This window comes from Natronocella acetinitrilica, assembly GCF_024170285.1.
GTDB lineage: Bacteria > Pseudomonadota > Gammaproteobacteria > Nitrococcales > Aquisalimonadaceae > Natronocella > Natronocella acetinitrilica.
In genome coordinates this window covers 25,812-49,115 of the sequence record NZ_JALJXV010000005.1, presented here as the reverse complement: position 1 = coordinate 49,115, position 23,304 = coordinate 25,812, and the positions used below count along the sequence as shown (strand labels likewise).

The 23,304-nt window shown below is 64.0% G+C and carries 24 protein-coding genes; 8 read left to right on the top strand and 16 right to left on the bottom strand.

Annotation, left to right across the window (positions count from 1 at the left end; genetic code table 11):
• The first annotated feature begins 1 nt into the window (after position 1).
• The 4 genes from J2T57_RS11020 to J2T57_RS11005 all read left to right on the top strand — a co-directional run bounded on the left by J2T57_RS11020 (position 2) and on the right by J2T57_RS11005 (position 3,594).
• Positions 2 to 538: a gamma-glutamylcyclotransferase family protein gene (locus J2T57_RS11020; RefSeq protein WP_253477996.1), complete on the top strand. Its 537-nt coding sequence runs from the start codon at positions 2 to 4 to the stop codon at positions 536 to 538.
• Between the two features lie 195 nt (positions 539 to 733).
• A complete protein-coding gene (locus J2T57_RS11015) occupies positions 734 to 2,704 on the top strand; it encodes a transglycosylase SLT domain-containing protein (protein ID WP_253477993.1) in 1,971 nt (656 codons plus the stop codon).
• Between the two features lie 108 nt (positions 2,705 to 2,812).
• Positions 2,813 to 3,019, top strand: coding sequence for a DUF1289 domain-containing protein (locus tag J2T57_RS11010; RefSeq protein WP_253477990.1), 207 nt, complete (start codon positions 2,813 to 2,815; stop codon positions 3,017 to 3,019).
• A gap of 2 nt (positions 3,020 to 3,021) precedes the next feature.
• Positions 3,022 to 3,594 (top strand): cob(I)yrinic acid a,c-diamide adenosyltransferase, encoded by a 573-nt coding sequence (locus J2T57_RS11005; protein ID WP_253477987.1) that lies wholly within the window; start codon positions 3,022 to 3,024, stop codon positions 3,592 to 3,594.
• A gap of 70 nt (positions 3,595 to 3,664) precedes the next feature.
• On the opposite strand, the gene J2T57_RS11000 is transcribed toward J2T57_RS11005, so the two are convergent.
• From J2T57_RS11000 to J2T57_RS10970, 7 genes are all read right to left on the bottom strand, one after another.
• The gene (locus J2T57_RS11000) at positions 3,665 to 3,985 is read right to left on the bottom strand and encodes a hypothetical protein (RefSeq protein WP_253477984.1); all 321 of its coding nucleotides are present in this window, start codon (positions 3,983 to 3,985) and stop codon (positions 3,665 to 3,667) included.
• Positions 3,986 to 4,159: 174 nt separating this feature from the next.
• Positions 4,160 to 4,519 (bottom strand): phasin family protein, encoded by a 360-nt coding sequence (locus J2T57_RS10995; RefSeq protein ID WP_253477981.1) that lies wholly within the window; start codon positions 4,517 to 4,519, stop codon positions 4,160 to 4,162.
• A 108-nt stretch (positions 4,520 to 4,627) separates the two neighbouring features.
• A complete protein-coding gene (locus J2T57_RS10990; RefSeq protein ID WP_253477978.1) occupies positions 4,628 to 4,966 on the bottom strand; it encodes a SaoD/DsrE family protein in 339 nt (112 codons plus the stop codon).
• Positions 4,963 to 5,403 (bottom strand): iron-sulfur cluster assembly scaffold protein, encoded by a 441-nt coding sequence (locus J2T57_RS10985; RefSeq protein WP_253477975.1) that lies wholly within the window; start codon positions 5,401 to 5,403, stop codon positions 4,963 to 4,965. The genes J2T57_RS10990 and J2T57_RS10985 overlap by 4 nt, the downstream gene beginning before the upstream one ends.
• Entirely contained in the window at positions 5,400 to 6,161 is a 762-nt protein-coding gene (locus J2T57_RS10980) for an ABC transporter permease (RefSeq protein ID WP_253477973.1), read from the bottom strand. The genes J2T57_RS10985 and J2T57_RS10980 overlap by 4 nt, the downstream gene beginning before the upstream one ends.
• A complete protein-coding gene (locus J2T57_RS10975; RefSeq protein ID WP_253477971.1) occupies positions 6,158 to 6,943 on the bottom strand; it encodes an ABC transporter ATP-binding protein in 786 nt (261 codons plus the stop codon). Before J2T57_RS10975 ends, J2T57_RS10980 begins: the two co-directional genes overlap by 4 nt.
• A complete protein-coding gene (locus tag J2T57_RS10970) occupies positions 6,943 to 8,019 on the bottom strand; it encodes an ABC transporter substrate-binding protein (RefSeq protein ID WP_253477969.1) in 1,077 nt (358 codons plus the stop codon). Before J2T57_RS10970 ends, J2T57_RS10975 begins: the two co-directional genes overlap by 1 nt.
• Before the next feature lie 104 nt (positions 8,020 to 8,123).
• Here J2T57_RS10970 and J2T57_RS10965 point away from each other — a divergent pair, with 104 nt between their 5' ends.
• Both J2T57_RS10965 and J2T57_RS10960 read left to right on the top strand, forming a co-directional pair.
• On the top strand, positions 8,124 to 9,188 hold the full coding sequence (locus tag J2T57_RS10965; protein WP_253477967.1) for a ligase-associated DNA damage response exonuclease: 1,065 nt from the start codon (positions 8,124 to 8,126) through the stop codon (positions 9,186 to 9,188).
• Positions 9,188 to 10,795 carry an ATP-dependent DNA ligase gene (locus J2T57_RS10960; RefSeq protein ID WP_253477965.1) on the top strand — a complete coding sequence of 536 codons (1,608 nt, stop codon included), beginning with the start codon at positions 9,188 to 9,190 and terminating at the stop codon, positions 10,793 to 10,795. Before J2T57_RS10965 ends, J2T57_RS10960 begins: the two co-directional genes overlap by 1 nt.
• Positions 10,796 to 10,848: 53 nt before the next feature.
• On the opposite strand, the gene J2T57_RS10955 is transcribed toward J2T57_RS10960, so the two are convergent.
• The 7 genes from J2T57_RS10955 to J2T57_RS10925 form a co-directional block, all read right to left on the bottom strand.
• The gene (locus tag J2T57_RS10955) at positions 10,849 to 12,546 is read right to left on the bottom strand and encodes a methylmalonyl-CoA mutase family protein (protein WP_253477963.1); all 1,698 of its coding nucleotides are present in this window, start codon (positions 12,544 to 12,546) and stop codon (positions 10,849 to 10,851) included.
• Positions 12,533 to 13,513, bottom strand: a complete 981-nt coding sequence (meaB, locus tag J2T57_RS10950; protein ID WP_253477961.1) for a methylmalonyl Co-A mutase-associated GTPase MeaB — start codon at positions 13,511 to 13,513, stop codon at positions 12,533 to 12,535. The genes J2T57_RS10955 and meaB overlap by 14 nt, the downstream gene beginning before the upstream one ends.
• Before the next feature lie 2 nt (positions 13,514 to 13,515).
• A complete protein-coding gene (locus J2T57_RS10945) occupies positions 13,516 to 14,937 on the bottom strand; it encodes a phenylacetate--CoA ligase family protein (RefSeq protein ID WP_253477959.1) in 1,422 nt (473 codons plus the stop codon).
• A gap of 93 nt (positions 14,938 to 15,030) precedes the next feature.
• The gene (locus J2T57_RS10940; protein WP_253477957.1) at positions 15,031 to 15,459 is read right to left on the bottom strand and encodes a cobalamin B12-binding domain-containing protein; all 429 of its coding nucleotides are present in this window, start codon (positions 15,457 to 15,459) and stop codon (positions 15,031 to 15,033) included.
• Between the two features lie 43 nt (positions 15,460 to 15,502).
• Complete coding sequence (locus J2T57_RS10935; RefSeq protein WP_253477954.1) at positions 15,503 to 16,183, bottom strand: GntR family transcriptional regulator; 681 nt, start codon at positions 16,181 to 16,183, stop codon at positions 15,503 to 15,505.
• A 140-nt stretch (positions 16,184 to 16,323) separates the two neighbouring features.
• Positions 16,324 to 16,896, bottom strand: coding sequence for an outer membrane beta-barrel protein (locus J2T57_RS10930; protein ID WP_253477952.1), 573 nt, complete (start codon positions 16,894 to 16,896; stop codon positions 16,324 to 16,326).
• A gap of 27 nt (positions 16,897 to 16,923) precedes the next feature.
• Positions 16,924 to 17,541 (bottom strand): hypothetical protein, encoded by a 618-nt coding sequence (locus J2T57_RS10925; protein ID WP_253477949.1) that lies wholly within the window; start codon positions 17,539 to 17,541, stop codon positions 16,924 to 16,926.
• Positions 17,542 to 17,671: 130 nt separating this feature from the next.
• On the opposite strand from J2T57_RS10925, the gene J2T57_RS10920 reads away from it, so the two are divergent.
• A complete protein-coding gene (locus J2T57_RS10920; protein WP_253477947.1) occupies positions 17,672 to 20,110 on the top strand; it encodes a ligase-associated DNA damage response DEXH box helicase in 2,439 nt (812 codons plus the stop codon).
• A 75-nt stretch (positions 20,111 to 20,185) separates the two neighbouring features.
• Here the strand turns inward: J2T57_RS10920 and J2T57_RS10915 are convergent, their stop codons facing one another.
• Positions 20,186 to 20,647 (bottom strand): YMGG-like glycine zipper-containing protein, encoded by a 462-nt coding sequence (locus J2T57_RS10915; RefSeq protein WP_253477944.1) that lies wholly within the window; start codon positions 20,645 to 20,647, stop codon positions 20,186 to 20,188.
• Positions 20,648 to 20,741: 94 nt separating this feature from the next.
• On the opposite strand from J2T57_RS10915, the gene pdeM reads away from it, so the two are divergent.
• Positions 20,742 to 21,398 carry a ligase-associated DNA damage response endonuclease PdeM gene (pdeM, locus tag J2T57_RS10910; RefSeq protein ID WP_253477941.1) on the top strand — a complete coding sequence of 219 codons (657 nt, stop codon included), beginning with the start codon at positions 20,742 to 20,744 and terminating at the stop codon, positions 21,396 to 21,398.
• Between the two features lie 171 nt (positions 21,399 to 21,569).
• Here the strand turns inward: pdeM and J2T57_RS10905 are convergent, their stop codons facing one another.
• The gene (locus J2T57_RS10905) at positions 21,570 to 23,297 is read right to left on the bottom strand and encodes a M14 family metallopeptidase (protein WP_253477938.1); all 1,728 of its coding nucleotides are present in this window, start codon (positions 23,295 to 23,297) and stop codon (positions 21,570 to 21,572) included.
• Positions 23,298 to 23,304 lie beyond the last annotated feature (7 nt).

Below are 23,304 nucleotides of genomic sequence, written 5' to 3'. Positions count from 1 at the left end.
GGTGTCCGAGTGGATTCGCTACTTTGCCTATGGCTCCAACATGTTGCCGGCGCGGCTTCGTGAGCGTACCCCGTCCTGCCGACGGGTCGGTGTCGCGACGCTGTCGGGGCATGCGCTGCGCTTCAACCAGCGAAGCACGGGTGACGGTTCGGCCAAGTGCAACATCGTCGAGGCCGTGAATGCCAGTGACCAGGTGTACGGGGTGGTGTTTGATCTGCGCGTCCATGAGCGGCCCGCCCTTGATCGGGCCGAGGATCTGGATGTCGGATACCGCTTGCAACACCTGACCGTGGAGCTTGGCGACAGTGTCGAGCCGGTGTTCTGTTATGTGGCGATGCCGAACACCATTGATGATTCGGTGCGGCCGTTCCGCTGGTATCGCGACATCGTCCTGCACGGTGCGCGTCGACATGACTTCCCGCCTCATTACCTGCAACAGATCCAAAGCACGCACGTGATCGAGGATCCGAATCGTCGCCGTGACGCCCACCATCGGGCGTTGCTGGCGCTTCCGGATTACAGTGGGCCGGGAGACTGATCCACGGCGACAGCAAACTCATGACGGCGAGAAAACCGCGTCGCCAAATGCGAACTCTTCCTCTTTTTTTCAGTAACTTTTGCGTGCATGCTAAGGCCAGGTGTGAGCAGCATGGCTTGTTGCTCGGCCGGGTGCCGCGAGACGCTTGCAAGGACGTCGCCGGCCGCATCGAATTCAATAGCGGAGAGCCGCCGTATGCGCCGTTGCATCCTGACCGTCCTGTCCGCAGGTCTGCTTTTTTTCGGGGGTGCCATTTCCACGCTCGCGGCAGACGGCAACGACGAACAGCGCCAGCGCTTCCTTGCTGCCTATGAACGCCTGGAGGCCGGCCGCTCCATCGACCTGGCGGCTGAGCAACGCGCCCTGGCAGGCTACCCGCTGACCCCCTATCTTGCCTATCGCGACTTGCACAACCGGATCAATCGGGCGGAACCGCGGGAGGTTCGCCGCTTTCTCGATGACCATGAGGGGCTTCCGGTCAGTGGCTTGTTGCATAACCGCTGGCTCTCAAGCCTGGGTCGTCGAGGCGAGTGGACCACCTTCCTCGAATTTGACCATGGTCGCGGTGGAGCCGCGCTGGCCTGCTATCGTCTGCGTGCCGAGCGAAACGCCGGCGGTGGCATCGACGACACCTGGTTGCAGAGCGCTCGTGAACTGTGGACGGTTGGCCACTCTCAGCCCAATGCCTGTGATCCGGTTTTCGCCGAACTCTACGACCGTGGTGCCCTGAGCGCCGAACGGCGTTGGCAGCGCATCGAGCAAAGCATGCTTGCCGGCAATACCGGCCTCGCCCGTGCGCTGCGACCACGTCTGGGGCGTGACCAGCAGCTGGCCCTGGACCAGTGGCTGGAAGTTGCTGCCAACCCGGCACGGGCGCTGCGCAATGACCAGCTGGAAGGGTCGACCGAGCGCGGTCGCAGCATCGTCATGGATGCGTTCAACCGACTCGCCCGATCCGACCGTGATGCCGCCCGCCGATTGCTTGATCGCTACACCGCCGATGGCAGGATTACCGCTGATGATGCGGTAGCCGTCCAGCGGCAGATCGCCCTGCGCGCGGCCTACTCCAGAACTCCCGAGAGCCGGGAACTGCTCGAGTCCCTGCCGTCTGGTGCCCGGGATGCGTCGGTGCTGGAGTGGACTGCACGGATCAAGGTTGGGCGGCAAGACTGGCCGGAAGTCATCCAGGCCATCGAGGTCATGGATGAAGAGCAACGTGGTCAATCGGAGTGGCGCTACTGGCTCGGGCATGCCTTGCTGGAAGTCGGGCAGGTGGCCGAGGCCGAGGTGCTGCTGGACACCCTGTCGACGGAGCGGCACTACTACGGCTTTCTCGCCGCCGATTCACTGGGTCGACCGTATGCGATGAATCATCGCCCCGCAGCCAGGGATGCCGCCGTCATTGCTGCGGTTCAGCAGAAGCCGGGAGTCGTGCGGGCGCGGGAGTGGCTGCTACTGGGTTACGCGACGGAAGCTCGCCGTGAATGGCATGCTGCCCTTGCCGGGGCCGACGCTGAGACATGGACTGGTGCCGCGCATCTCGCCCGTGACTGGGGCTGGTACGATCGCTCCGTGGACGCCGCCAATCGCGGCGGCCAACACGATGATCTCGAGTTGCGCTTCCCGCTTGCTTATCGCAATGCCATCGAAGACGGCGCCCGGCATGCCGGTGTCGACCCGGCGCTGGTCTTCGCCCTGATTCGCAAGGAAAGCGCCTTCAACCCCGATGCCCGTTCCCGGGTCGGTGCCCTTGGCCTGATGCAGGTCATGCCGGCAACCGGTCGCGAAGTGGCGCGACGGCACGGCATGGGTGCGCCCTCCACGGATGATCTCCGTTCGCCCGCGCAGAATCTACGGCTTGGGAACCTGTACCTGGCGGAAATGCTCACCCGCTTCGAAGGCAACATGATTCTTGCCGGTGCGGCGTACAACGCGGGCCCCAACCGCACTGAAGGCTGGAAAACCGACAATGCCGGATTGCCTGCGGCGGTGTGGATCGAAAACATCACTTTCGGCGAAACCCGGGATTACGTGAAAAGCCTGCTCGCTTTCCGTGCGGTGTTCGATTGGCAGTTGCGGGGTGAGGCCCGCAGTCTGGCGGCGGTGATGCAAACCATGCCCGGTATTGCCGCCGAACTCGATATCGCGCTGCGCGACAACGACTAGGGAAGCGCTGAAGTATTCACACCGCCTTGCCATTCTGCCGATGGCTCGCGACAATGCTTGCCTGAATTCGGCGGTAGCCGCGCTGGCGCCGCGCAGCCGGGAGTCATCATGACCGACGCCTATCCTCTGTCACCGTGCATCGGCATCTGCCGCATGGACGATGATCGCCGCCACTGCACCGGTTGCGGCCGTACACTGAATGAAATTGCCGGCTGGTCCACGATGCCCGTCGATCAGCGCCGCCAGGTCATGGCCGAATTGCCTGGTCGGATGAATGGCGGCCGCCGGCCGACTCACACCGATCGGAGCGCCTGACCATGGTAAAGCTGACCAAGATCTACACCCGCACGGGCGACAAGGGGACCACCGGGCTGGGTGATGGAACGCGTGTTGCCAAGCATGGCCCGCGAGTCAGCGCCTATGGCGCGGTGGATGAGGCCAATGCAGTGGTCGGTCTGGTGCGCTTGCATGTCACCGGTGAACTCGATCGCGAACTTGCCCGTGTGCAGAACGATCTGTTCGATCTGGGTGCTGATCTGTGCACGCCTGAAATCGAGGATCCACCGTATCCGCCTCTGCGCATAGGCGAGGCGCAGATCCAGTGGCTGGAGTCCTGCATCGACCGGATGAACCAGGATCTGCCAACATTGCGATCCTTCGTTCTGCCAGGAGGAACGTCGGCGGCGGCTTATCTGCACCTGGGACGAACGGTGGCAAGGCGCGCCGAGCGGGATATCTCTGCCCTGGCGGAGGAGGAATCCATCAATCCTCTCACGCTGCAGTACATGAATCGGCTGTCGGATTACCTGTTCGTCGCGGCCAGATGGGTGAACAAGGATGCCGCCGGCGACGTGCTCTGGGTGCCGGGGAAGAATCGCGAAGAATCCTAGCGACGGGTGCTGCGGTTGCTGGGGAAGACCCGCCGGGCAGCGTCACTGCCGCCCTGGGGTGAACGGTGCCTCAGCCTAGACGGCTTTCGGCGCGCCGCGCAGCGTCTGCAAAATCGATGATGTTCCCCATGTCGCCGCTTGGCTGCGCCACGTGGCTGGCGGTGGCGAACACCGGTAGAAGGGCGGGTCTTGTGCTGAAATCGGCCTGCAAGGTGAATGCCTGCATGCCCTGGACCTGGTCAACGCCCATCTGAAAACAGTGCCTGAATGCTTCGAGTTGCAGACTACCGACCCTGGTGACGTGCTCCATGTACATCCGGCTCAGGTTGATCTGACTGCGACTCATCGCCGTCAGTGCGTGCTCTACCTGAGCAAGGAACACATGCATCATAGTGGTGACCTCAAGGTACCGGCAGGGGCTTCATCCCCAAGTCAGCATATCCTGCCGCAAGGGCTACTGCCAGTGTCCTGCGTCACAAGTTTGCAGCAACGGCGAAAACCCGGCATCAATATGATGCCGGGTTCTTGGGTAGCGTCGGCAGCGGCTTCAGGGCCGCTGTGAAGCTCAGGCTGCCTTGGCAGCCTTGTTGGCGGCGGAAACGTTTTCCTGCGCCAGCTTCTGCAATTCGGCGGTGAAGTCCTTGCCCAGTCCGGCCAGAGTGTTGACGTCCTGGTTCAGCTTCTCGCTGAGGGTCTTGGCAACCTTGTTCTGGCTCTCGACGAACGCCTGCAGGCTCTTGGCATCCTGGATGCCGGCGACAGCGCGGAGCTGCTCAACGCCCATTTCGGAGTAGGTCTTGGCGGCGGCCAGCTGGAATTCGGCAACCTTGGCGAGCTGGTCAATCACCAGCGCGTTGAACTTCTGCATCGGAACGAAGGCGGTCTGGAAATCAGCGCCGAAATTCTTGAACATTGCGTCGTACATGGCTAGAACCTCTATGTCTGTCTGCTGGGGATCAGAGCCTTTATGCTCTGTTGCAACGCAACATAACATTCTGTTTTGCGCAGTGCAACATTTAATTCCGCCCGCTGGTCACAGAGTGATGATCTGATCCGGCATGTTCCCCGCCAGCGCTCCGTACAGGTCCGGGAAGCAGCCGATGGGTACACCGTCAAACAGCTGATCCGCGATCTCCCGCTCGTAGCAGCACTGGTCGCAGCCCATCAGCGCGATACCTTTATTGCGTGCCACATCCACCAGTCTCTGGCCGATGGGGTTTCCGTCTACCAGTACGTAGTTGTTGTCTTCGAAGAAGAACATGCCCACCACCTCGACGCCGTGGCGATCCTCCTCGAGCTGCGGCAGGATCATCTTGGCGAGTACATAGGACACGTTATGGCGTTGAGTGGCGAAAATGTAGGCGACTTTCACGCGGTTGCTCCTGCGTTATCGGTGGGGGTGGCCGAGCCTTCTGCGCTCAGCAGCGCGGCACGCAGCGCGAACAGCGCCAGCACCGCAGTGTTCTGCCGGTAGGCGGGGACGCCCGGCAGTGCATTGATCAGGTCTGTCGAATCCAGCCGCCGGGCATCCTCCAGCAGGCTGCCTTGGATCAGTTCGCGCAGGCGCTCGCAATAGGCGATCAGGGTGATGCAGGTTGTGGCCCGGAAGCCGATCTCCAGGATACGATTATCGACCACCCGTACGGCAAAGGCCGCTTGCAAGCCGCGGTGATCGTTTACCGTCTCACCCGGTATCCCCGGTAGCGGTTGGCGCATACGGCTTCGCCCGCGCTCGAAACAGGCCGAGACACTTGTCGGCTTGATGGCGACGCCGCAGCAGTGCATCGGGCTGCCTGTGGTGGTGTTCACTGGTACTTCCAGCGCAACAGATGGCGCTCCAGCGCACCGGCAAGGGTGAACAGGATCATCACGAACGCCATGATCAGGAAGATCAGCGCCATGGTCATGGTGGCGTTATAAGTGCTTTGTGCGTAGGACAGCAGATACCCGAGGCCACGGCTGGAGGCGACGAACTCACCCACAACTGCACCGGTGAACGCAAAGCCCACGGCGACCTTGAGGTTGCCCATGACCCAGGCCACCACCGACGGAATGTACACCTCGCGGACCAGCACCAGGGGGCCGCCACCCAGGGTGCGCACCCGTTCCACCAGGCGTTGGTCCACGTCCTTGATGCCGTTGTATACCGCGAAGAATGTGAGCACGACCACCAGAATGAACGACAGGGCCACCTTGGAACTCATGTCGATGCCGAGCCAGATGATGAACAGCGGCGCAAGTATCACCCTTGGTATGGCATTCAGCATGGCCATGACCGGCTCCAGCAGTTCCGCCAGATACGGCATCAGCGCGGCTGAAAAACCGAGGAAGATGCCGGCGACGATCCCCAGCGCCAGGCCGATCAGGGCTGCACCGAAAGTGGCCTGCATATGCTGCCAGATAGCGCCGGTGGCAAACTGGCCTGCCACCCATCCCCAGATTGCGGAAGGGGGTGGCAGGTAGAAAGGGTCGATAAAGCCGTTGCGTGACAACAGCTCCCAGCCGCCCAGGAAGATCACCAGTGCAATGGTGCGACGGAGATAGACACCCATGAGCTTGCGGTTCACTGGTTCACCACCTTGAGCGCCGGACGCCCGATGCCACTGGTAAGTGGTGCGACTTCGTCGGAGAGCGCCGCCCAGAGTTCCTTGGCCAGCGTGCCGAACCGCGGATCAGCGCGTACCTCAAGCAGGTTACGGGGGCGCTCCAGCGGGACCTGGAATTTTCCCTTGATGTGGGCCCGTGGCCCGTTTCCGAGCAGGACCACCTCGTCGGACAGCGCGATTGCTTCTTCCAGATCGTGAGTCACCATCAACACGGTGAGCTGCTCCCGCTCCACCCAGTTGAGCAGATCCGAGGTGAGGTAGTGCCGGACGATGGCGTCCAGAGAGGCGAAGGGCTCATCCATCAGCAACAACTTGGGGCGGAGCGCCAGGCATTGGGCGATGGCGACACGCTTGCGCTGACCGCCGGAGAGCTGGCGGGGCCAACGGTCGCCGAAACCGTCCAGGCCAACGGCGGACAGCCACTCGTCCGCAGCTGACCGGGCCTGCTGCCTGGACATGCCGCGATTGCGCAGACCAAGGGCGACATTGTCTCGCGCCGAACGCCAGGGCAGCAGGGCGTCATCCTGAAACAGAAACGCGATGTCATTCGCCTTGACGTCGAGTTGCACCCGCCCGGCGCTGGGCTTCTGCAGCCCGGTGACAGCGCGTAGCAGCGTGCTCTTGCCGCAACCCGAGGGGCCGATCAGGCTCATGAAGCGGCCCGCCGCGAGTTCCAGGTCCACGTTCTCCAGTACCGGCGTGTCGCGGCCGAAGGCCAGGGAGAGTTGTTCGATTTTCAGCATCAGGAGCCCAGTAGGGTGGTATCCATGATTTCTTCAAGCGGGATGTGCCGCTCCAGGATTCCTGCATCCATCTGGGAGCGCACCACGCGCTCCGCCGCCTCCAGGTCGATGTTCACCTCGGTGGGATAGAGTGACTCGCGATAGCGCTCCAGGGCGCCCTTGAGCCGGTCGATATCGCCGCCGGCAACCAGTTCCTGAGGCAGTGCGGCCACCAGGTCTTCCACGGCGGCTTCCCGGGTGAACAGGAGTCCCTTGCGAAGTGCACGCCCCAGGGCCTGCATTTCTTCGCGGCGCTCGTCGATTTCCTGAGTGCGCACCGCCACACCCATGAATTCGTAGGCGCCTCCGAGGTAGCGCTCGGCATCGGCCAGATCCATGCCGTTCATCAGCATGGTGGCACCCTGTTCGGTGAGCATGGAGAGGCTGGGTTCCTGCACCATGCCCGCATCCACCTGGCCAAGCCGCAAGGCGTGATAGAGGTTGGTTCCGAGTGTGGCGAAACGGACTTCGTCCGCCGGCACGCCGGCTTGTTTCAGCAGGAACAGCGCCAGAGCGTGATCTGCGGTGCCAAGTGCGGCGACGCCAATGGTCTTGCCACGCAGGTCAGCCACGTCCTGAATCTCATCGGCATTGCGCGGCGACGAGGCCAGCGCGAACAGGGGTAGCCGACCTGTTGTGGCAAAGCGGGTGATGCGGGCACCATTGGCGTAGGCGTTTAACGCCGCATCGAAAGATGTCGCGGCGTAGTCGACAGCACCGCCATTGAGTGCCTGCAGCGCCGCGCCGCCGCCGCGGGTATAGACCAGTTCTACATCCAGGCCCTCCTCGGCGAAAAAGCCGGCGGCCCGGGTGGCCTCGTAGGGGACGACGCAGAGCAACTGACTGCAGAACGCCAGGCGGACACGCCTGCCGGAGGCCTGGGCGAGCGTCGCGGCGCCGGGCACGAGGCCCAGGCCGGCAAGGGCGGCCATGCCTTTCAGCACGGTGCGCCGATCAACTCCGCGACTGACCAGGATTTCTTCCGCAGTCTGATCGTCCTGGGGGCCGCCGCAGCAATGCTGGCGAATACGCGTCATGGTTGGGTGCTCCGATAGGCTAGCCAAGCAGGGTAACTTCCGGTTACAGATGACAAAAAGAACGATTGAACTGATCCATAGAACGCAATGGAATGAACCGTTGCGTGCCTGCACCCGTGGAATCGGGGAACCTGGGCGACGATGACGGGACCAAGCTCTGCATGAGTCGGACCTCCTTGATCACGCTTTCGCCGGCGGGCCTCTACTGCGCCGCCGGAGACTTCCATATCGATCCCTGGCGTGGCGTGCCCCGGGCGGTGATCACCCACGCCCATGCGGATCACGCCCGCAGCGGCAGTGATCTTTACGTTGCCAGTCACGACGGCATGCCCCTGCTGCGTCGGCGCCTGGCGCGCGGCAGCCTGCTCAGGGGGGTCGATTACGGCCGCCGTTTTCGTCTCGGCAAGGCCTGGGTCTCCCTGCATCCGGCCGGCCATGTGCTGGGCTCCGCCCAGGTGCGGGTCGAGGTGGGCTCCAGGGTCTGGGTGGCATCGGGTGACTACAAGCGTGATCCCGACCCCACCTGTCAGCCCTTCGAGGTCGTGCCTTGTGACACGTTCATCACCGAGGCCACGTTTGCCCTGCCCATCTATCGCTGGCGACCGGCTTCCGAGGTGGCGGCGGACATCCACGATTGGTGGCGTCACAACGCTGAGGGCGGGCGAACGACGGTGCTGTTCTGCTACGCCCTGGGCAAGGCGCAACGGCTGCTGGCCGAGTTGCGCCGCTATACCGACCGCACCGTCTACCTGCACGGCGCCCTGACGCCTCTGGTTGAAGCCTATCGGGAGGCCGGCGTCGCCATGCTGCCCACCATGCCTGTCAGCGAACTCGGCCGTAGCGCCGATCTGTCAAATGCCCTGGTGCTGGCACCTCCGTCGGCCGCCGGCAGCCCCTGGATGCGTCGTTTTCGCCGCCATGCGTCCGGTTTCGCCTCCGGCTGGATGCGTATCCGCGGCAACCGCCGGCGTCGCGGCTACGATCGCGGCTTTGTGCTGTCCGATCACGCCGACTGGCCGTCCCTGTTGCAGACCGTTCGCGAGACCGGTGCCGACCATGTGCTTGCCACCCACGGCCGTACCGACGTCTTTGTGCGGTATCTCAATGAAGTCGTCGGCATACGGGCGGAGCCCCTGCGTACCGAGTTCGGTGACGAGGCTGACGACTGATGCAGAGCTTTGCGGCGCTCTATCAGGCCCTGGATGAAACCAACGCCACCAACGACAAGGTGGCCGCCATGGCGGACTACTTCCAGACTGCTGATCCTGCAGATGCCGCCTGGGTGGTCTATTTCCTGACCGGCCGTCGATTGAAGCGGCTGGTCCCCACCGCCGAACTGCGGCAGTGGACGCTGGCTTTTACCGGCATGCCCGACTGGCTACTGGAGGAGACCTACGCCTCCGTGGGTGATCTGGCGGAAACACTGGCCTTGCTGGTGGACAACGAACTGGATGCGCCCGCAGGGAACGATCTTCCCCTGCATCGCTGGGTGGAGGATCGCATTCGTCCGTTACGGCACATGACGCCGGAAGAGCGATGCAGTGCAGTCACCGGCTGGTGGGCGGAACTTCCTGTTGCCAGTCGTTTTGTTCTCAACAAGCTGCTCACCGGCGCCTTTCGTGTGGGTGTCTCCCGCCGACTGGTGGTGCGTGCCCTGGCCCGGGTCAGCGGGCTCGATACCGCCGTTGTCACCCATCGGTTGATGGGCCGTTGGGAGCCGACCCCTGCATTCTTCGGCGCATTGCTGGACCCGGAGGATCACGGCGAGGACGCTTCCCGACCTTACCCCTTCTATCTGGCATCGCCGCTGGAGAGCAATCCCGGGACACTGGGCCTGTGCCGGGACTGGTTGGCCGAATGGAAGTGGGACGGTATTCGCGCGCAGCTGCTGTGGCGCGCCGGTGACTGTTACATCTGGTCCCGGGGTGAGGAACTGATGGAAGGGCGCTTCCCGGAGATCGAGGAGGCCGCCACCACGCTGCCGGATGGAACGGTACTGGATGGTGAGATTCTCGCCTGGCGCGATGGCTCCCCCCTGCCGTTCAACGTGCTGCAGCATCGCATCGGGCGATTAAAGCCATCGGCCCGTGTGCTGCGTGAGGCACCGGTCCTGTTCCTTGCCTACGATCTGCTGGAGCTCGACGGGGACGACGTTCGCAGCCAGACCCTGGATTGGCGGCGTGCGCGGCTGGCCCCACTGGTGGATCAGGCCGGTGACGGGGTTGCCCTGTCGGAGCCGTTGCCCGCGGACAGCTGGGACGCACTCGCTGCAAGTCGCGAGCGATCCCGGGAACTCGGCACCGAGGGGCTGATTCTCAAGCGGCGGCAGGCGCCCTACCAGGTGGGGCGGGTGCGCGGTGACTGGTGGAAGTGGAAAGTAGAACCCCACACCATCGATGCGGTGATGCTGTACGCACAGCCTGGTCATGGTCGCCGATCCAACCTGCTCACCGACTACACCTTCGGTGTCTGGGATGGTGCTGACCTGGTGCCCGTGGCCAAGGCCTATTCCGGTCTTGATAACAAGGAGATCGAGCGTCTCGACCGCTGGATTCGCAGCCATACCGTGGAGCGTTTCGGGCCGGTCCGGTCAGTCCATCCGGAGCAGGTGTTCGAGCTCGCCTTCGAAGGCATCGCCGAGTCCCGCCGCCACAAGTCGGGCATAGCCGTGCGCTTTCCGCGCATCAGCCGCTGGCGCCATGACCTGGGGCCGCAGGATGCCGACACGCTTGAACAGGTGCGAGCGCTACTGGGTCAGGTTGCCGGGTCCGGGTAAAAAAACGCCGGCATGCAGCCGGCGTAAATTCCTCTCGCGTTGCACGCTTCTTTTTATATGACCGGAGTTTCCCGGTACGTCCCCCAGAGCTCGCGCAGTGTTTCCACGATCTCGCCCATGGATGCGCCTTCCTTTACCAGCTGGATGGTCACCGGCATGATGTTTTCCGATTCACTGTTCGCTACCCGCTGCAGTTCCGTCAGCAACTCGTCTACCCGGGCGTTATTACGCTCTTTCTGCACCCGATGTAGTCGCTCGATCTGACGTCGCTCGGTTTCGGGATCGTGGGGGTGGATCTCGATATCCACCTTTTCGTCCTCTTCCCGGTAGCAGTTGACGCCGATGACCGGGCGCTCACCACTGGCCTTGCGCAGGGCGAAATCGTAGGCGGAATCGGCAATGCCGCGCTGGAACCAGCCGTCCTCGATGGCCTTGATGCAGCCACCCATCTCTTCAACCTCGTCCAGGGTCTTGAAGACTTCCTCCTCGATCTGGTTGGTGAGCTTCTCCACGTAATACGAGCCGCCCATCGGGTCGATGACCTGGTCCACATTGGTCTCGTGGGCAATGATCTGCTGGGTGCGCAGGGCGATCTTCATGGCCTCTTCGGTGGGTATGGCGAAGGCCTCGTCCATGCCGTTGGTATGCAGCGACTGGGCGCCGCCGAGAACCGCGGAGAGCGCCTGGAAGGCCGTGCGCACAACGTTGATCTTGTACTGGGGCTTGGTCAGCGTGGCGGCCGCCGTCTGGGCGTGGAAGCGCAGGCGGCAGGATTCCGGCTTCTTCGCACCGAAGCGCTCCTTCATGATGCGGGCGTAGCAGCGACGGGCGGCGCGGAACTTGGCGATCTCCTCGAAGAAGTCCGCCTGGCTCACGAAGAAGAACGACAGCCTCGGTGCGAACTCATCCACGGTGACGCCGGCCTTCAGCGCCTCTTCCACGTACTGGATGGTCGTGGCCATGGTGAACGCCACTTCCTGGGTGGCCGTCGATCCGGCTTCGGAAATGTGATAACCGGAGATATTGATCGGGTTGTAGCGGCGCATGTTGCGGGCGCCATAGGCAATGCAGTCGCGGACCAGTCGCAGCGAGGGCCTGACCGGGTAGATCCACTCCTTCTGGGCAATGTATTCCTTGAGGATATCGTTCTGGATGGTGCCGGAGAGATCGTTGAGATCGTAGCCCCGTTTCTGCGCCAGAGCGATATACATGGCGTATAGAATCCATGCCGACGGGTTGATGGTCATGGATACCGAGATCTTGGTCAGGTCGATGTCGGCGAACAACTCCTCCATGTCCGCCAGGGTGTCAATGGCAACCCCCTCGCGGCCCACTTCACCCTCGCTCATGGGGTTGTCGGAATCGAAGCCCATCAGCGTCGGCATGTCGAAGTCGATGGACAGCCCGGTCTGGCCCTGTGCCAGCAAATACTTGAAACGCTGGTTGGTCTCGTTGGCGGTGCCGAAGCCGGCAATCTGACGCATGGTCCAGTTGCGACCGCGGTACATCGTCGGGTACGGGCCGCGGGTGAAGGGATACTGTCCCGGGAAGCCGAGTTGGTCGTAACCGTCATCGGCAATGTCCAGCGGGGTATAGACCCGCTCCACCGGCAGCCCGGAACCGGTCTTGTACTCGCTGCGGGTTTCCGGGGCGCGGTCGGTGAAGGCCTTGAGTTCCAGCTGTTCCCAGTCGGCCTTGTCCGAGCGTATGCGCTCGATCTCTGACTTGTCGTATTGTTTACGCTGACTCATGGTTCATTCTCTCTTTGAGTGCCGTTAACAGTTCCACCGCCGCCGCATGGGGGTCGGTTTCCCGTCGGGTGACCTTGTCGAGCAGTTCCGCCATGCGGGACTCGCGCTGGCGGATGAAATCTTCCCGGACGATTTCCTCGGCGATCTTGATGGTGCGGGTGGCGGCGATCTGGGCGCGGCGCTGCTCCATTTCCCCGCTTTTCTCCAGGTGGTCCCGGTGCCGGTCCAGCGCCTCGGCCAGATCGGTGATACCGGTGCTCTGCTCGGCGCTGGTGGGGATGACCGGGCAACGCCAGATGCCGCTGCCCGGGGTCATATCCAGCATCAGCATCCCCTTGAGTTCGGACACTGTGCGATTCGCGTCGGATCGGTCTGCCTTGCTGACCACATGGATATCCGCGATCTCGAGCACGCCAGCCTTGATCGCCTGAATGTCGTCGCCCAGGCCCGGGGCGGACACCACCACCGTGGTATGGGCCGCCTTGACCACGTCCACCTCATCCTGGCCGACGCCCACGGTTTCAATCAGGATCACGTCAAAGCCGCCGGCGTCGAGAATATCCACCGCATCCAGGCTGGCCCGGGCGAGGCCACCCAGGCTGCCCCGGGTCGCCATGCTGCGGATGAATGCGCCGCTGTCCATGGCCAACTCCGCCATGCGTACCCGGTCGCCGAGTATCGAGCCGCCGGAGTAGGGGCTGGATGGGTCGATGGCCACCACCGCCACCGTGCGGCCGCTCTTGCGGATCTCCTGGGCCAGCTTCTGTACCAGGGTGGACTTGCCTGAGCCGGGCACCCCGGTTATGCCCACCACATGGGCGCGCCCGGTGTGGCGATAAAGCTCGGCCAGCGCCGGCCGGCATTCCGCATCTCCGGCTTCGGCACGGGAGATCAGCCGGGCCATGGCGCGTCGCTGGCCGGCTCTTGCGTCTTTGACCAGATCGGTTGATGCCACGCGTTCTGCCACGGTCACTCTCCCAGTCGGCTGTGCAGGGTGCTAAACAGATCCCGGTCGTCAATGACCCGCTGGGCCTTGAAGTCGGTGCGCGGGAAACTGCCGGGATCGACCAGGTCCAGCTTCACCCGGAGACCAAGAGTGCGGTTCAGCGAATCCGCCGCCTCCTTGCGCAGGGCGGCCAGGGCCTGCTCGCCCGCGGTTGCGGCCTCGCGGGTGGGTTCGAGCTGAATCAGCAACTCGTCCATGGAGCCTTCACGGCTGATCACGATACGGTGCTCACCGCCGTAGCCTTGCACCTGGTTGAGAACGGCGTGGATCTCGGACGGGTACACGTTCTCGCCGCGGACCTGGAACATGTCGTCGATACGGCCATAGATACCCCGGGGCAGGCTGGGATAGGTGCGACCGCAGGGCGAAGGTGTATCCACCCAGTGGGTGAGGTCACCGGAAACCAGGCGGATCATCGGCTGCGATGTGCGCTCGAGCTGGGTGTAGATCGGCGTGCCCTGTTCACCGAAGGGCACCCGCTTGTAGGTCTGCGGATCGGCCACCTCGGTGTAGACGATATCCTGCCAGAGCAGCATACCCTCGCTCTCGGCACTGCCGCCGGCATTCATCCAGGGGGTGATCTCTGCCATCGTGCCGCAGTCGATCACCTTGGCGCCGAATTCGTCGGCGATGCGGTCGCGAATGCCCGGTACGGACGCCCCCGGTTCACCGGAGAAGAACATGATCTCAACACCGAAGGAGCGCGGGTCCACGCCTTCCTCACGGGCGACTTCGGCGATGCGCAAGGCGTATGACGGGGTGGAGTAGAACCCCCGTGGTTGCATAATGCCGAGCCACTGGATGGCGCGGCTGGTCATGCCCGGCGCGCCGGCGCCGAAGGGGAACGCCTTGCAGCCCAGGCGCTCGGCCCCGGCAAGTGCACCCCAGGAGCCCATGTACAGGCTGAAGATGGCGGACACCATCACCGTGTCCCCGGGGCGCAGCCCCATGGCCCACATGATGCGCGCGTGGTTGTTGGAGATGGTTCGCCAATCCCGGCGTCCAATACCGAAGGCGGTTGGCCGCCCCGTGGTACCGGAGGTGCCGTGAATGTGGTGTACCTCGCTGTCGGGAATGCACAGGTAGTCACCGAACGGGGGGTGCGCTGTCTGGGCCGCACGCAGATCCTGCTTGGTGACCACCGGGACTTTCTCGAAGTCTTCCAGGCTCTTGATATCGCCGGGCTCGAGACCCGCCTCGCCCCATTTGCGGCGATAGAACGGTGCATGCTCCCAGGCGTAGTGCATGACGTCCTGGATGCGACTCAGGATGGCGGCATTGCGTTGCTCCGGATCCATCGTTTCCCGTTCGCGGAACCAGTATTTCTCGTTCGCTCCGGGAAAGTAACTGTCGTCATAGTCGGGCGGAAACTGCCATTGCTCCATCTCCACTCCTCCTCTTCTGTTCTTGTACGTCACCGATAGCGCCAGATCCGTCGCGTGGCGACGGTCAGCGTGCGACCGATGCGAGGTAGATCTTTAGCGCGCGCCTCGGGCGGCGACCAGTTCCCGGAATGAGTTCACGATCTCATCCGGTGGCGTGTCCTGTAGCAGGATCTTCTGTACGCCCATGGCCTCGAGCTTCGGCAAATCATCATCCGGTATCACGCCACCACCGGTGACGATGATGTCGTTGGCCCCCTCACGCTTGAGAGCGTCGAGGATTTTCGGAAACACCGTCATGTGGGCGCCGGACAGGATGCTGACGCCGATGATGTCCACGTCTTCCTGGATGGCGGCACCGACAACTTCGTCGGGCGTGCGGTGCAAGCCTGAATAGATCACATCCATGCCGGCGTCGCGCAGGGCGCGGGCGACGATCTTCACGCCCCGGTCGTGGCCGTCCAGTCCGACCTTCGCAAGCAGTACACGGATCACCTTCTGTTCATTGGCTACTGGCTGGTTCATTGCTGTCTCCTCCAAAATAACGGTTGTTACCGGCTTTTCGGCCCTAGCCGGTTTGCAGTTGTTCGTCCTGACTGCGGCTCAGCTCATCCTCGAGCCAGCCGGCGGCATCCTCTACATGGGCCCGGGCCAGGCGTTCTGCCTTCGCGGCATCGCCTTCGAGCACGGCCTCCAGAATGGCGGTGTGTTCTTCCCAGATTCGGGTCTGGTTCCGCGTATCGTCGATGATTGCGGTCATGATCCGGCGAACGTGGTTCCAGCGAGACGCCATGGCGTCCACCAGCACCTGGTTGCCGGACATCTCGTAGATCAGCTGATGGAAGTCCATGTCCGCACCGATCAGCATGGCGACGTCACCGGCGGCCAATGCCGACCAGCCGTCCTGGATAATGCGCCGGCCCCGGGCCCGCTGTCTGGCCGTGACCCGCCGAGCAGCCAACCCAGTGGCCAGCATGTCGATCCCGCTGCGGAACTCGTAGAGCTCCCGCACCATGACAGGGTTCAGTGGTGCCACCTTCACGCCGCGCCGTCCGGCGCTGCAGACAAAGCCTTCTGACTTCAGGCGCTGCAGAGCCTGACCCACCGGCAACCGGGATACATCCATCCGTTCGGCAATTTCCTCCTGCGTCAGGCGCTCTCCTGGCTTGAGCGTGCCCTCACAGATGGCATTGACGATGGCGTTGTAAACCAGCATGGGCAAAGGCTGTGGTGCATCAATGCGTTCCATACAGTGGTGCTCCTTGGTCTCTTTTGTCTGCATTCTGTATACCGAATACACTAATGCCAATGCGCGCCCCGGTCAATCCTGCGCTGCACCATGATGGGGCGCAGGTAGCGGGTAGGGGTCAGAACGAGGCCGGGCTTTTCCTAGAAACGAATGTTGATATGCAGGTGGGTACTGCCGATGCGCTCGGCGTTGTAGCGGATGTCGCCGTCCCCGTTGGCGGGCACGTCGGTACGCAAGCGGGTGAACAGTTGCCGGTAGGCAAGTTCCAGATCCACGTGGCGTCCCAGGGGCAGCAACACGCCGATCTGAAAACCGAGCCCGGCGCTGGTGTCATCGTCGATTGCCCCGCTGTCCCAGTTCTGTCGCGCCAGCACCAGGCTGCCGCCGGCCAGCACCTTGAAGTAGTTCCGCACCGGGTAGAGGACGTCAGCATTCAGCGTGCCTACCTGCAGCCGGTAGTCATCGGCGCTGAAAGTGCCGAAGCCGCCGTGGAATCGGTGCCGCGGTCCGCGCCAGCCAAGACGGATCTCGCCGCCGGTTTCACGGTCTGTGCCGGTGCTGCGGCCCTCCGGGCGCTCGACGTTGAAATCCAGGGTGTAGCGCACCGGGCCGCCGCCGATGAACCAGCCACCCTCGTCGGCCTGAGCCGTTGCGGGCAGGCCGACGGTGAGCAGCATCACCAGCAGTGCAGCAGCAAGCGACTGTGTTTTCATGCCTCCCCCGTGGTCCGCGTTCTACGGTTAGCGAAACCTGAAATTGACGCCGGCGTGGATGGCCCGCTGGTTCCGCCCCTCGACGCTGCCGCTGAGCGTACCGTCATCGAAGTCATCCTCGAAGTTGGTCCACAGGAACCGATAGCCGATCTCCACCTGAACGATCTCCGTCACCTCGATAAGCCCTCCGGCCCGCAGGCCTGCAACCGGGCTGTTCACACGGTCGCCACGGGCGCCGAAGCGGCCGCCGCCGTCGAAGGGATCGCTATCGCGCCAGCGCAGGGTGCTGCCGCCGGCGGTGATACCGATATAGCCGCTGAGAAGATCGCCGCCGGAGATCACATAGTCGAGAAAGCCGGTGACGGTCCAGGTTTCCGCCTCGTCAAAGCGAACCCGCATCAGATCGACTCCGTAGCGCATGGGGCGGCCGAAGCGGCCTGCTCGCAAGTAGAGTGCATCGTCCAGGCTGGTGACGCTGCTACCGGCATCGCCCTCCACCGTGAATCGCGCCTGGGTCGTGGCGCCAGCGAAGCCGGCGAACCAGCGCTTCTCCTGTTGGAAGGCCACGGCGCGATCGCTGGCCGGGGCGTCCGCCGCCAGGATGGACAGCAGCAGGAACAACCACATCGACGATCGCTTGACCACGGTAACCCTCGGCTGGCGAAACTGCCCACACCATGGCATGGGGCAGGGCGGATGACCAGAGTGAACAGTCACGGTTGAACGTCTGCCAATCCGTAGCGGTCTTTCCACCGTTACAGCATACGGAGCCCACATGTATTCCACCGACGTTCCCATCGAGGAATGGTTCCAGGCCCGGGGCTGGATGCCATTCGATTTTCAGCGCGAGGCCTGGTCCGCCTACCGGGATGGCGAGAGCGGATTGGTCCATGCGCCAACGGGAACGGGCAAGACCCTGGCGGCCTGGTTCGGCCCGGTACTGGAATGCCTGGCAACGCCGCCGGACCAGGGCCGGGGCGAACCGCCGCTACAGGTGCTCTGGGTCACGCCGCTGCGCGCCCTGGCCGCGGATACCACTGCACACCTGCAGGCCAGCGCCGCCGAACTTGCACTGCCCTGGACGGTGGAGCGGCGGACCGGTGATAGCGCCCAGTCGGTCAAGGCCCGGCAGCGCCGACGCCTGCCGGCGGTGCTGGTCACCACGCCGGAGAGCCTGTCCCTGCTGCTGAGTTATCGCGACGCCCATGAGCGCTTTCGCGCCCTGCGCTGCGTGGTGGTGGATGAATGGCACGAACTGCTGGGCAGCAAGCGCGGCGTGCAACTGGAACTGTGCCTTGCGCACCTGCGCGGTCTCTGCCCGGCGCTTCGTACCTGGGGGCTTTCCGCCACGCTGGGCAACCTGGATCAGGCCCGCGACGTCCTGCTGGGTGGTGTACCGGGCCGCCTGATTCAAGGTGTGCTGCCCAAGCGCCTGCGCATCGAAAGCCTCATTCCTGCAGCCATGGAGCGCTTCCCCTGGGCAGGACATCTGGGCACGAAGCTGTTGCCGGAAGTCATCGCCGCGCTGGAAGAAGCCGACACCACACTGCTCTTCACCAATACCCGTGCCCAGGCGGAGCTCTGGCATCAGGCGCTGCTCGAGGCGCGACCGGACTGGCTCGAACAGATTGCCCTGCACCACGGCTCCCTGGATCGGAAGCTGCGGGAACGGGTCGAGGACTGGCTGCGTGCCGGGACGATTCGCTGTGTGGTGGCGACTTCAAGCCTGGATCTGGGCGTGGACTTCTCACCGGTGGACCAGGTGATCCAGGTGGGTAGCCCCAAGGGCATCGCCCGGCTGCTGCAGCGGGCCGGGCGCAGTGGTCACCAGCCGGGTGCGGAGAGTGCCGTGCTCTGCGCCCCGACCCATGCCTTCGAACTGGTGGAGATCGCCGCAGCGCGGCGCTCGGCGCTGGCTGGTCGGCTGGAGGCGCGAAAACCGCTGACCCGGGCGCTGGATGTCCTGCTTCAGCACCTCGTGACCCTGGCGCTCGGGCCCGGCTTCACCGAGCAGGCCCAGCTTGCCGAAATTCGGGGAACCCATGCCTATCGCGACCTCACCGAGGCCGAGTGGCACTGGGCACTGGATTTCATCACCACCGGCGGGGCAACGCTGAAGGCCTACCCCCAGTATCGGAAGGTGGTGGTGGAGAACGGGGTCTACCGGGTGATCGATCAGCGTATCGGGCGGATGCATCGAATGGCTGTGGGCACCATCACCGCCGACAGCATGATGCGCGTCGCCTACCAGCGCGGCGGCGCGCTGGGCTATGTGGAAGAAACGTTCATCAGCCGTCTGCGCCCCGGGGATCAGTTCCTGTTCAGCGGCCGGTTGCTTGAGCTGGTGCGGGTGAGGGACATGACCGCCACCGTGCGGGCGGCCAAGGGCAGGGGCACGGCGGTGCCGCGCTGGATGGGTGGCCGGATGCCCCTGTCCACCCAGCTTGCCGATGGTGTGCGGGCGCTGTTGCAGGCTGCCGGCGAGGGCCGCTTCGATGAGCCGGAGCTTGCGGCGGTGCGGCCTGTACTGGAAGCGCAGGCGCGCATGTCCTGCCTGCCCCGTGCCGATGAGTTGCTGGTGGAGCGGGTGAAATCCCGTGAGGGCCAGCATCTGTTCGTCTATCCGTTTGCCGGACGTCTGGTGCATGAGGGCCTGTCCGCCCTGGTGGCCTGGCGACTGACCCGGCAACATCCGGCGACCTACACCTACTCGGTGAATGACTACGGTTTCGAGGTGGTGTCGCGTAAGCTGCCGCCCACCGATGAGCTGCTCCTTGCGGAAGCCTTCTCCGAGGAAAACCTGCTGGATGACCTGCGCGCCTGTCTCAACGCATCGGAGATGGCGCGTCGTCACTTCCGGGAGATTGCCAGGGTCGCCGGGCTGGTGTTCCAGGGCTATCCGGGCAGCGGCAAATCCACCCGTCAGATCCAGGCCTCCAGTGGCCTGATTTTCGATGTCTTCGCGCGGTACGACGCCGACAACCTGTTGCTCGAGCAAACCGAACGGGAGTTGTTCGAGGGGCAGTTCGAACTGCAGCGGCTGCGAGCCACTCTGGCGGCCGTGGGGACGCGCCGCATCGTCCTGCGCGAGCCGGAACGGCTGACCCCTCTGGCATTCCCCTTGTGGGTCAGCCGAATTCAGAGTCAGGTCAGCAACGAGGACTGGAAAACACGCGTGGAGAACATGCTGCAGAGCCTGGAGAAGCACGTCTGAGTCCGGGAAAGCGGGTGCGGGTGGCGCCAGGTCGCCACCCGCACACATCTGCTCAACGAACTGCTTCCCTGGTCTTTACCGCCGATGACCCGGCGGCACAAAGCCCGGACCCGGGCCGCGGCCCCGGCTTTGGTGATAATGGTAGTGGTAATGGGTCTGGGGCTGCCGATGCCCGCGACCATGCCGGTGACCGTAACGTGGCTGGTGGCCGTGACGGGAGTAATGGCGCCGCGGCGGCTGGTAATGCTTCCGCGGTGGTGTGTAGTGGTAGTGCCGCTTGGACGGCGCCGTATGATAGTGACGATGCGTTGTGGACGCGTGACTGTAGCGCTGGGTGGCGAGCCCGGCCCCGGTCAGACCACCCAGGGCACCGCCGACCATGGCGCCGTCGCGACCACCGAACTCGGCACCGATATAGCTGCCAACGGCGCCCCCGATGGCACCCCCGATCAGCGCGCGTTCGCTGAGACGATCGGCCATGGCTGCACCGGGTATCAGCAGTCCAAGGCCAAGCAAGCCGGCAAGCATGCGTTTCATGGGTCTTCTCCTTCTGTTTCAGGGTCAGCCTGGAGATTGCCGCCGTGCAACTGAACCTCAGCTTAAAATCCGCACCGTTGTAGAATCGCGAGCCATGTTAAGCGTAAACATCGCAGGAGAACCGGCAGAGCTGCTGCCGGAGCGCGCCTTGTGGCTGCCGCAGCGGCGGCGCCTACTCATTGCCGATCCCCACTTCGGCAAGGCAGGCGTGTTTCGCCGCCATGGTATTCCGCTGCCAAGTGGCACCACCGAGGATGATCTGAACCGGCTGGGAGAGTTGATTGCGCGCTTTCGGCCAGAGCAACTAGTGATACTGGGTGACTTCTTCCATGCGCGTCCCGAGGTGGACGAACCCTGGTTGGACTTGTTTGCCCGTTGGCGCAGGTGTCATGGGGAGTTGCCCATCACCGTCATCGTGGGTAACCACGATCGCCATGCGGGAGCGCCGGATCCGGGCTGGAACCTCGTCTGGTCTGCTGCGGAGCAGCGCCTGGGGCCCTTCGTGCTCGCCCATGAGCCCATGCAGGTACCGGGAGCGCATGTGCTGGCCGGGCATCTGCACCCGGTGTTACGACTTCGCGGCCGCACCGATCGCTTGCGTCTGCCGGTGTTCTGGGTGCGGTCGGGCTGCACGGTGCTGCCCAGCTTCGGCAGCTTCACCGGCGGTCATCCGGTCAAGCCCGCAGCAGGCGACCGGGTCTACGCCGTGGGGCCCGGCGCGGTGGTGGATTGCACGGGGGCCCGGGTTTAGTGGCGTGTTGTCCGGACTGGCGTTTGTGCCTTGGGCTCGGGGCGGGCATCGCTATCGCCGGGTCGGTGCGTTACGGCCTTCGGCCTAACACACCCTACAGCGGGCACGGCCGAACGTGGGGTGTGTTAGCGCGCAGCGCGTAACGCACCGCAACGGCAATGGCATGTGTCGTTATCCTTCACCCACCGCCACCGTCCGCTCTACCCACCCAAGCCGCTGGTTGCCGACCCGGACCGTGCCCGTGCCTTCGCCGCGGACAATCCAGCGCAGCGTTTCCCGGCGACGGTTGCCCACCGAGCGCTGGAACCAGGGCATGTGGCTGCCGTCGCCGACACCCCGACCCCAGCCGTCCAGCTGGCCGATCTCCCGGGCGTTGTCTTCGGCGGCCAACAGGCTACAGCCCGTAGTGACCAGGCTGGCGCGCAGCGGATGGTTGACGGGCAGGTCCCGGGAAGAGGGGATGCCGCAGGTTCCCAGGTAGCCGTGATTGGCGACGTCCACCTCCACCGCGTAGTTGCCGCCGTCCAGCGTGGTGACCTGGGTTCGTTCGATGACTAGCCGGGGCAGCATCGCCGCGACCCGCAACCAGTACCTTGCCATGCCGCGACAGAGTCCCGGCAGAGCCTCCGGCGGGGGGTTCCAGAGACCGATCAGCGGATCCTGCCCACCGACTTCCACTGGCCCGAGTTGCGGGTGGTCGATGGCGGTCCAGTTGCGGAAGATACGTCCCCGGTTCTCCTTCGCATCCCAACCGGCCAGAGCCTCCATGTCCTCCCGGGACAGCGATGCGTAATAGTCCACAAAGCGTTTCGGTCGCGGCAGGCCGAGTCGGGTGAACAGGTCCCACAGCTCGCAGACTTCCGCCAGGCAGCCGCGCTGATGGTAGGCGAAGTCGGTCAGGTCACCATGCAGTGGTTTGCCCGGTTCATAGGTAAATTCCTCGTAGCCACTCACCGTGGGATAGCCCGTGTCCTCCTCTGCCCAGGCTTCGAGCTGGCGGTACAGCGCAAGATCACCGCCATGCATGTCGCTGTCGGGCTTCTCGCCCAGCGGTCGGATAAAGACCCCGCCGAAGGTATGCAGATTGAGCCACGCGTAGAGATTCGGGTTGGCAGTGGCGAACTGGATGATGGCCCGGGATTCCGGCTCGCTGCCCGGATAGTCGCCAGCACCCAGCTGGGCTGGCTCGGGCGCCCAGTTCCAGGGGAAGTTGCGATTCAGGTCCGTGGTCTGCCGCAGAAAGGCGGGCTCGGGGATAGTGCGACCGTCCCAGTTGACGATCTCGCCTTCCGGGAACAGCCGGTACCAGGGTGGTGGATCGTCGGCAACCCGCGGCAACATGAGCCCCGGATGATCGGCGGAGGCGACGAAATCGCCGGCGGGATCCTCCATGCGTATGAAACGGCAGCGCCCGTCTCCATCAAGATCCGCGGGCTCCCAGCAGGCTTCCAGGGGCTGTCGGCCGGGATTGCGTGGTACCGAGCGCACAAAGCCGCCCCGGGTCAGCACCGCCTCGGCACCGTCCGGCGAAATACGCGGACAAATGTGGAACAGCACATCACGGAGTTGTGCCAGCAGGTGATCCGGCCATTGGGGGTCGTCATCCATGTGCAGGGCGATTGCCGCCTCGGCAATGGCCAGCGCCACACTGGAGCCGGCCAGCTCCCCGGCATGCATGTTGCCGTCCACCCACACCGCCGGCCGCGGTCTCTCCGGTTCCAGCCCGATGGTCAGCAGCCAGATCTCCCGCTTCTCTGGCGTGGTTTGCAGGGACTGCAGTCGCACCAGGTCCGGATGGCGTTCCGCCCAATGCTGCAGTTGCCGGGTCAGGGCAGCGTAATCCAGGTATTCACGGTAGAACGGCGCATCGGACATGGGCTGCTCGCCTCGGAGCTTCACGGGAAGA

Excerpts from the sequence above, each read along its gene's own strand:
- J2T57_RS10955 (WP_253477963.1), bottom strand. The coding sequence starts at position 12,546 with ATGAGTCAGCGTAAACAATACGACAAGTCAGAGATCGAGCGCATACGC.
- J2T57_RS10915 (WP_253477944.1), bottom strand. The coding sequence starts at position 20,647 with ATGAAACGCATGCTTGCCGGCTTGCTTGGCCTTGGACTGCTGATACCC.
- J2T57_RS10970 (WP_253477969.1), bottom strand. The coding sequence starts at position 8,019 with ATGACGCGTATTCGCCAGCATTGCTGCGGCGGCCCCCAGGACGATCAG.
- J2T57_RS10930 (WP_253477952.1), bottom strand. The coding sequence starts at position 16,896 with ATGAAAACACAGTCGCTTGCTGCTGCACTGCTGGTGATGCTGCTCACC.
- J2T57_RS10940 (WP_253477957.1), bottom strand. The coding sequence starts at position 15,459 with ATGAACCAGCCAGTAGCCAATGAACAGAAGGTGATCCGTGTACTGCTT.
- J2T57_RS10945 (WP_253477959.1), bottom strand. The coding sequence starts at position 14,937 with ATGGAGCAATGGCAGTTTCCGCCCGACTATGACGACAGTTACTTTCCC.
- J2T57_RS11005 (WP_253477987.1), top strand. The coding sequence starts at position 3,022 with ATGGTAAAGCTGACCAAGATCTACACCCGCACGGGCGACAAGGGGACC.
- J2T57_RS11010 (WP_253477990.1), top strand. The coding sequence starts at position 2,813 with ATGACCGACGCCTATCCTCTGTCACCGTGCATCGGCATCTGCCGCATG.
- pdeM (WP_253477941.1), top strand. The coding sequence starts at position 20,742 with ATGTTAAGCGTAAACATCGCAGGAGAACCGGCAGAGCTGCTGCCGGAG.
- J2T57_RS11015 (WP_253477993.1), top strand. The coding sequence starts at position 734 with ATGCGCCGTTGCATCCTGACCGTCCTGTCCGCAGGTCTGCTTTTTTTC.
- J2T57_RS10920 (WP_253477947.1), top strand. The coding sequence starts at position 17,672 with ATGTATTCCACCGACGTTCCCATCGAGGAATGGTTCCAGGCCCGGGGC.
- J2T57_RS10960 (WP_253477965.1), top strand. The coding sequence starts at position 9,188 with ATGCAGAGCTTTGCGGCGCTCTATCAGGCCCTGGATGAAACCAACGCC.
- J2T57_RS10995 (WP_253477981.1), bottom strand. The coding sequence starts at position 4,519 with ATGTACGACGCAATGTTCAAGAATTTCGGCGCTGATTTCCAGACCGCC.
- J2T57_RS11000 (WP_253477984.1), bottom strand. The coding sequence starts at position 3,985 with ATGATGCATGTGTTCCTTGCTCAGGTAGAGCACGCACTGACGGCGATG.
- J2T57_RS10975 (WP_253477971.1), bottom strand. The coding sequence starts at position 6,943 with ATGCTGAAAATCGAACAACTCTCCCTGGCCTTCGGCCGCGACACGCCG.
- J2T57_RS10935 (WP_253477954.1), bottom strand. The coding sequence starts at position 16,183 with ATGGAACGCATTGATGCACCACAGCCTTTGCCCATGCTGGTTTACAAC.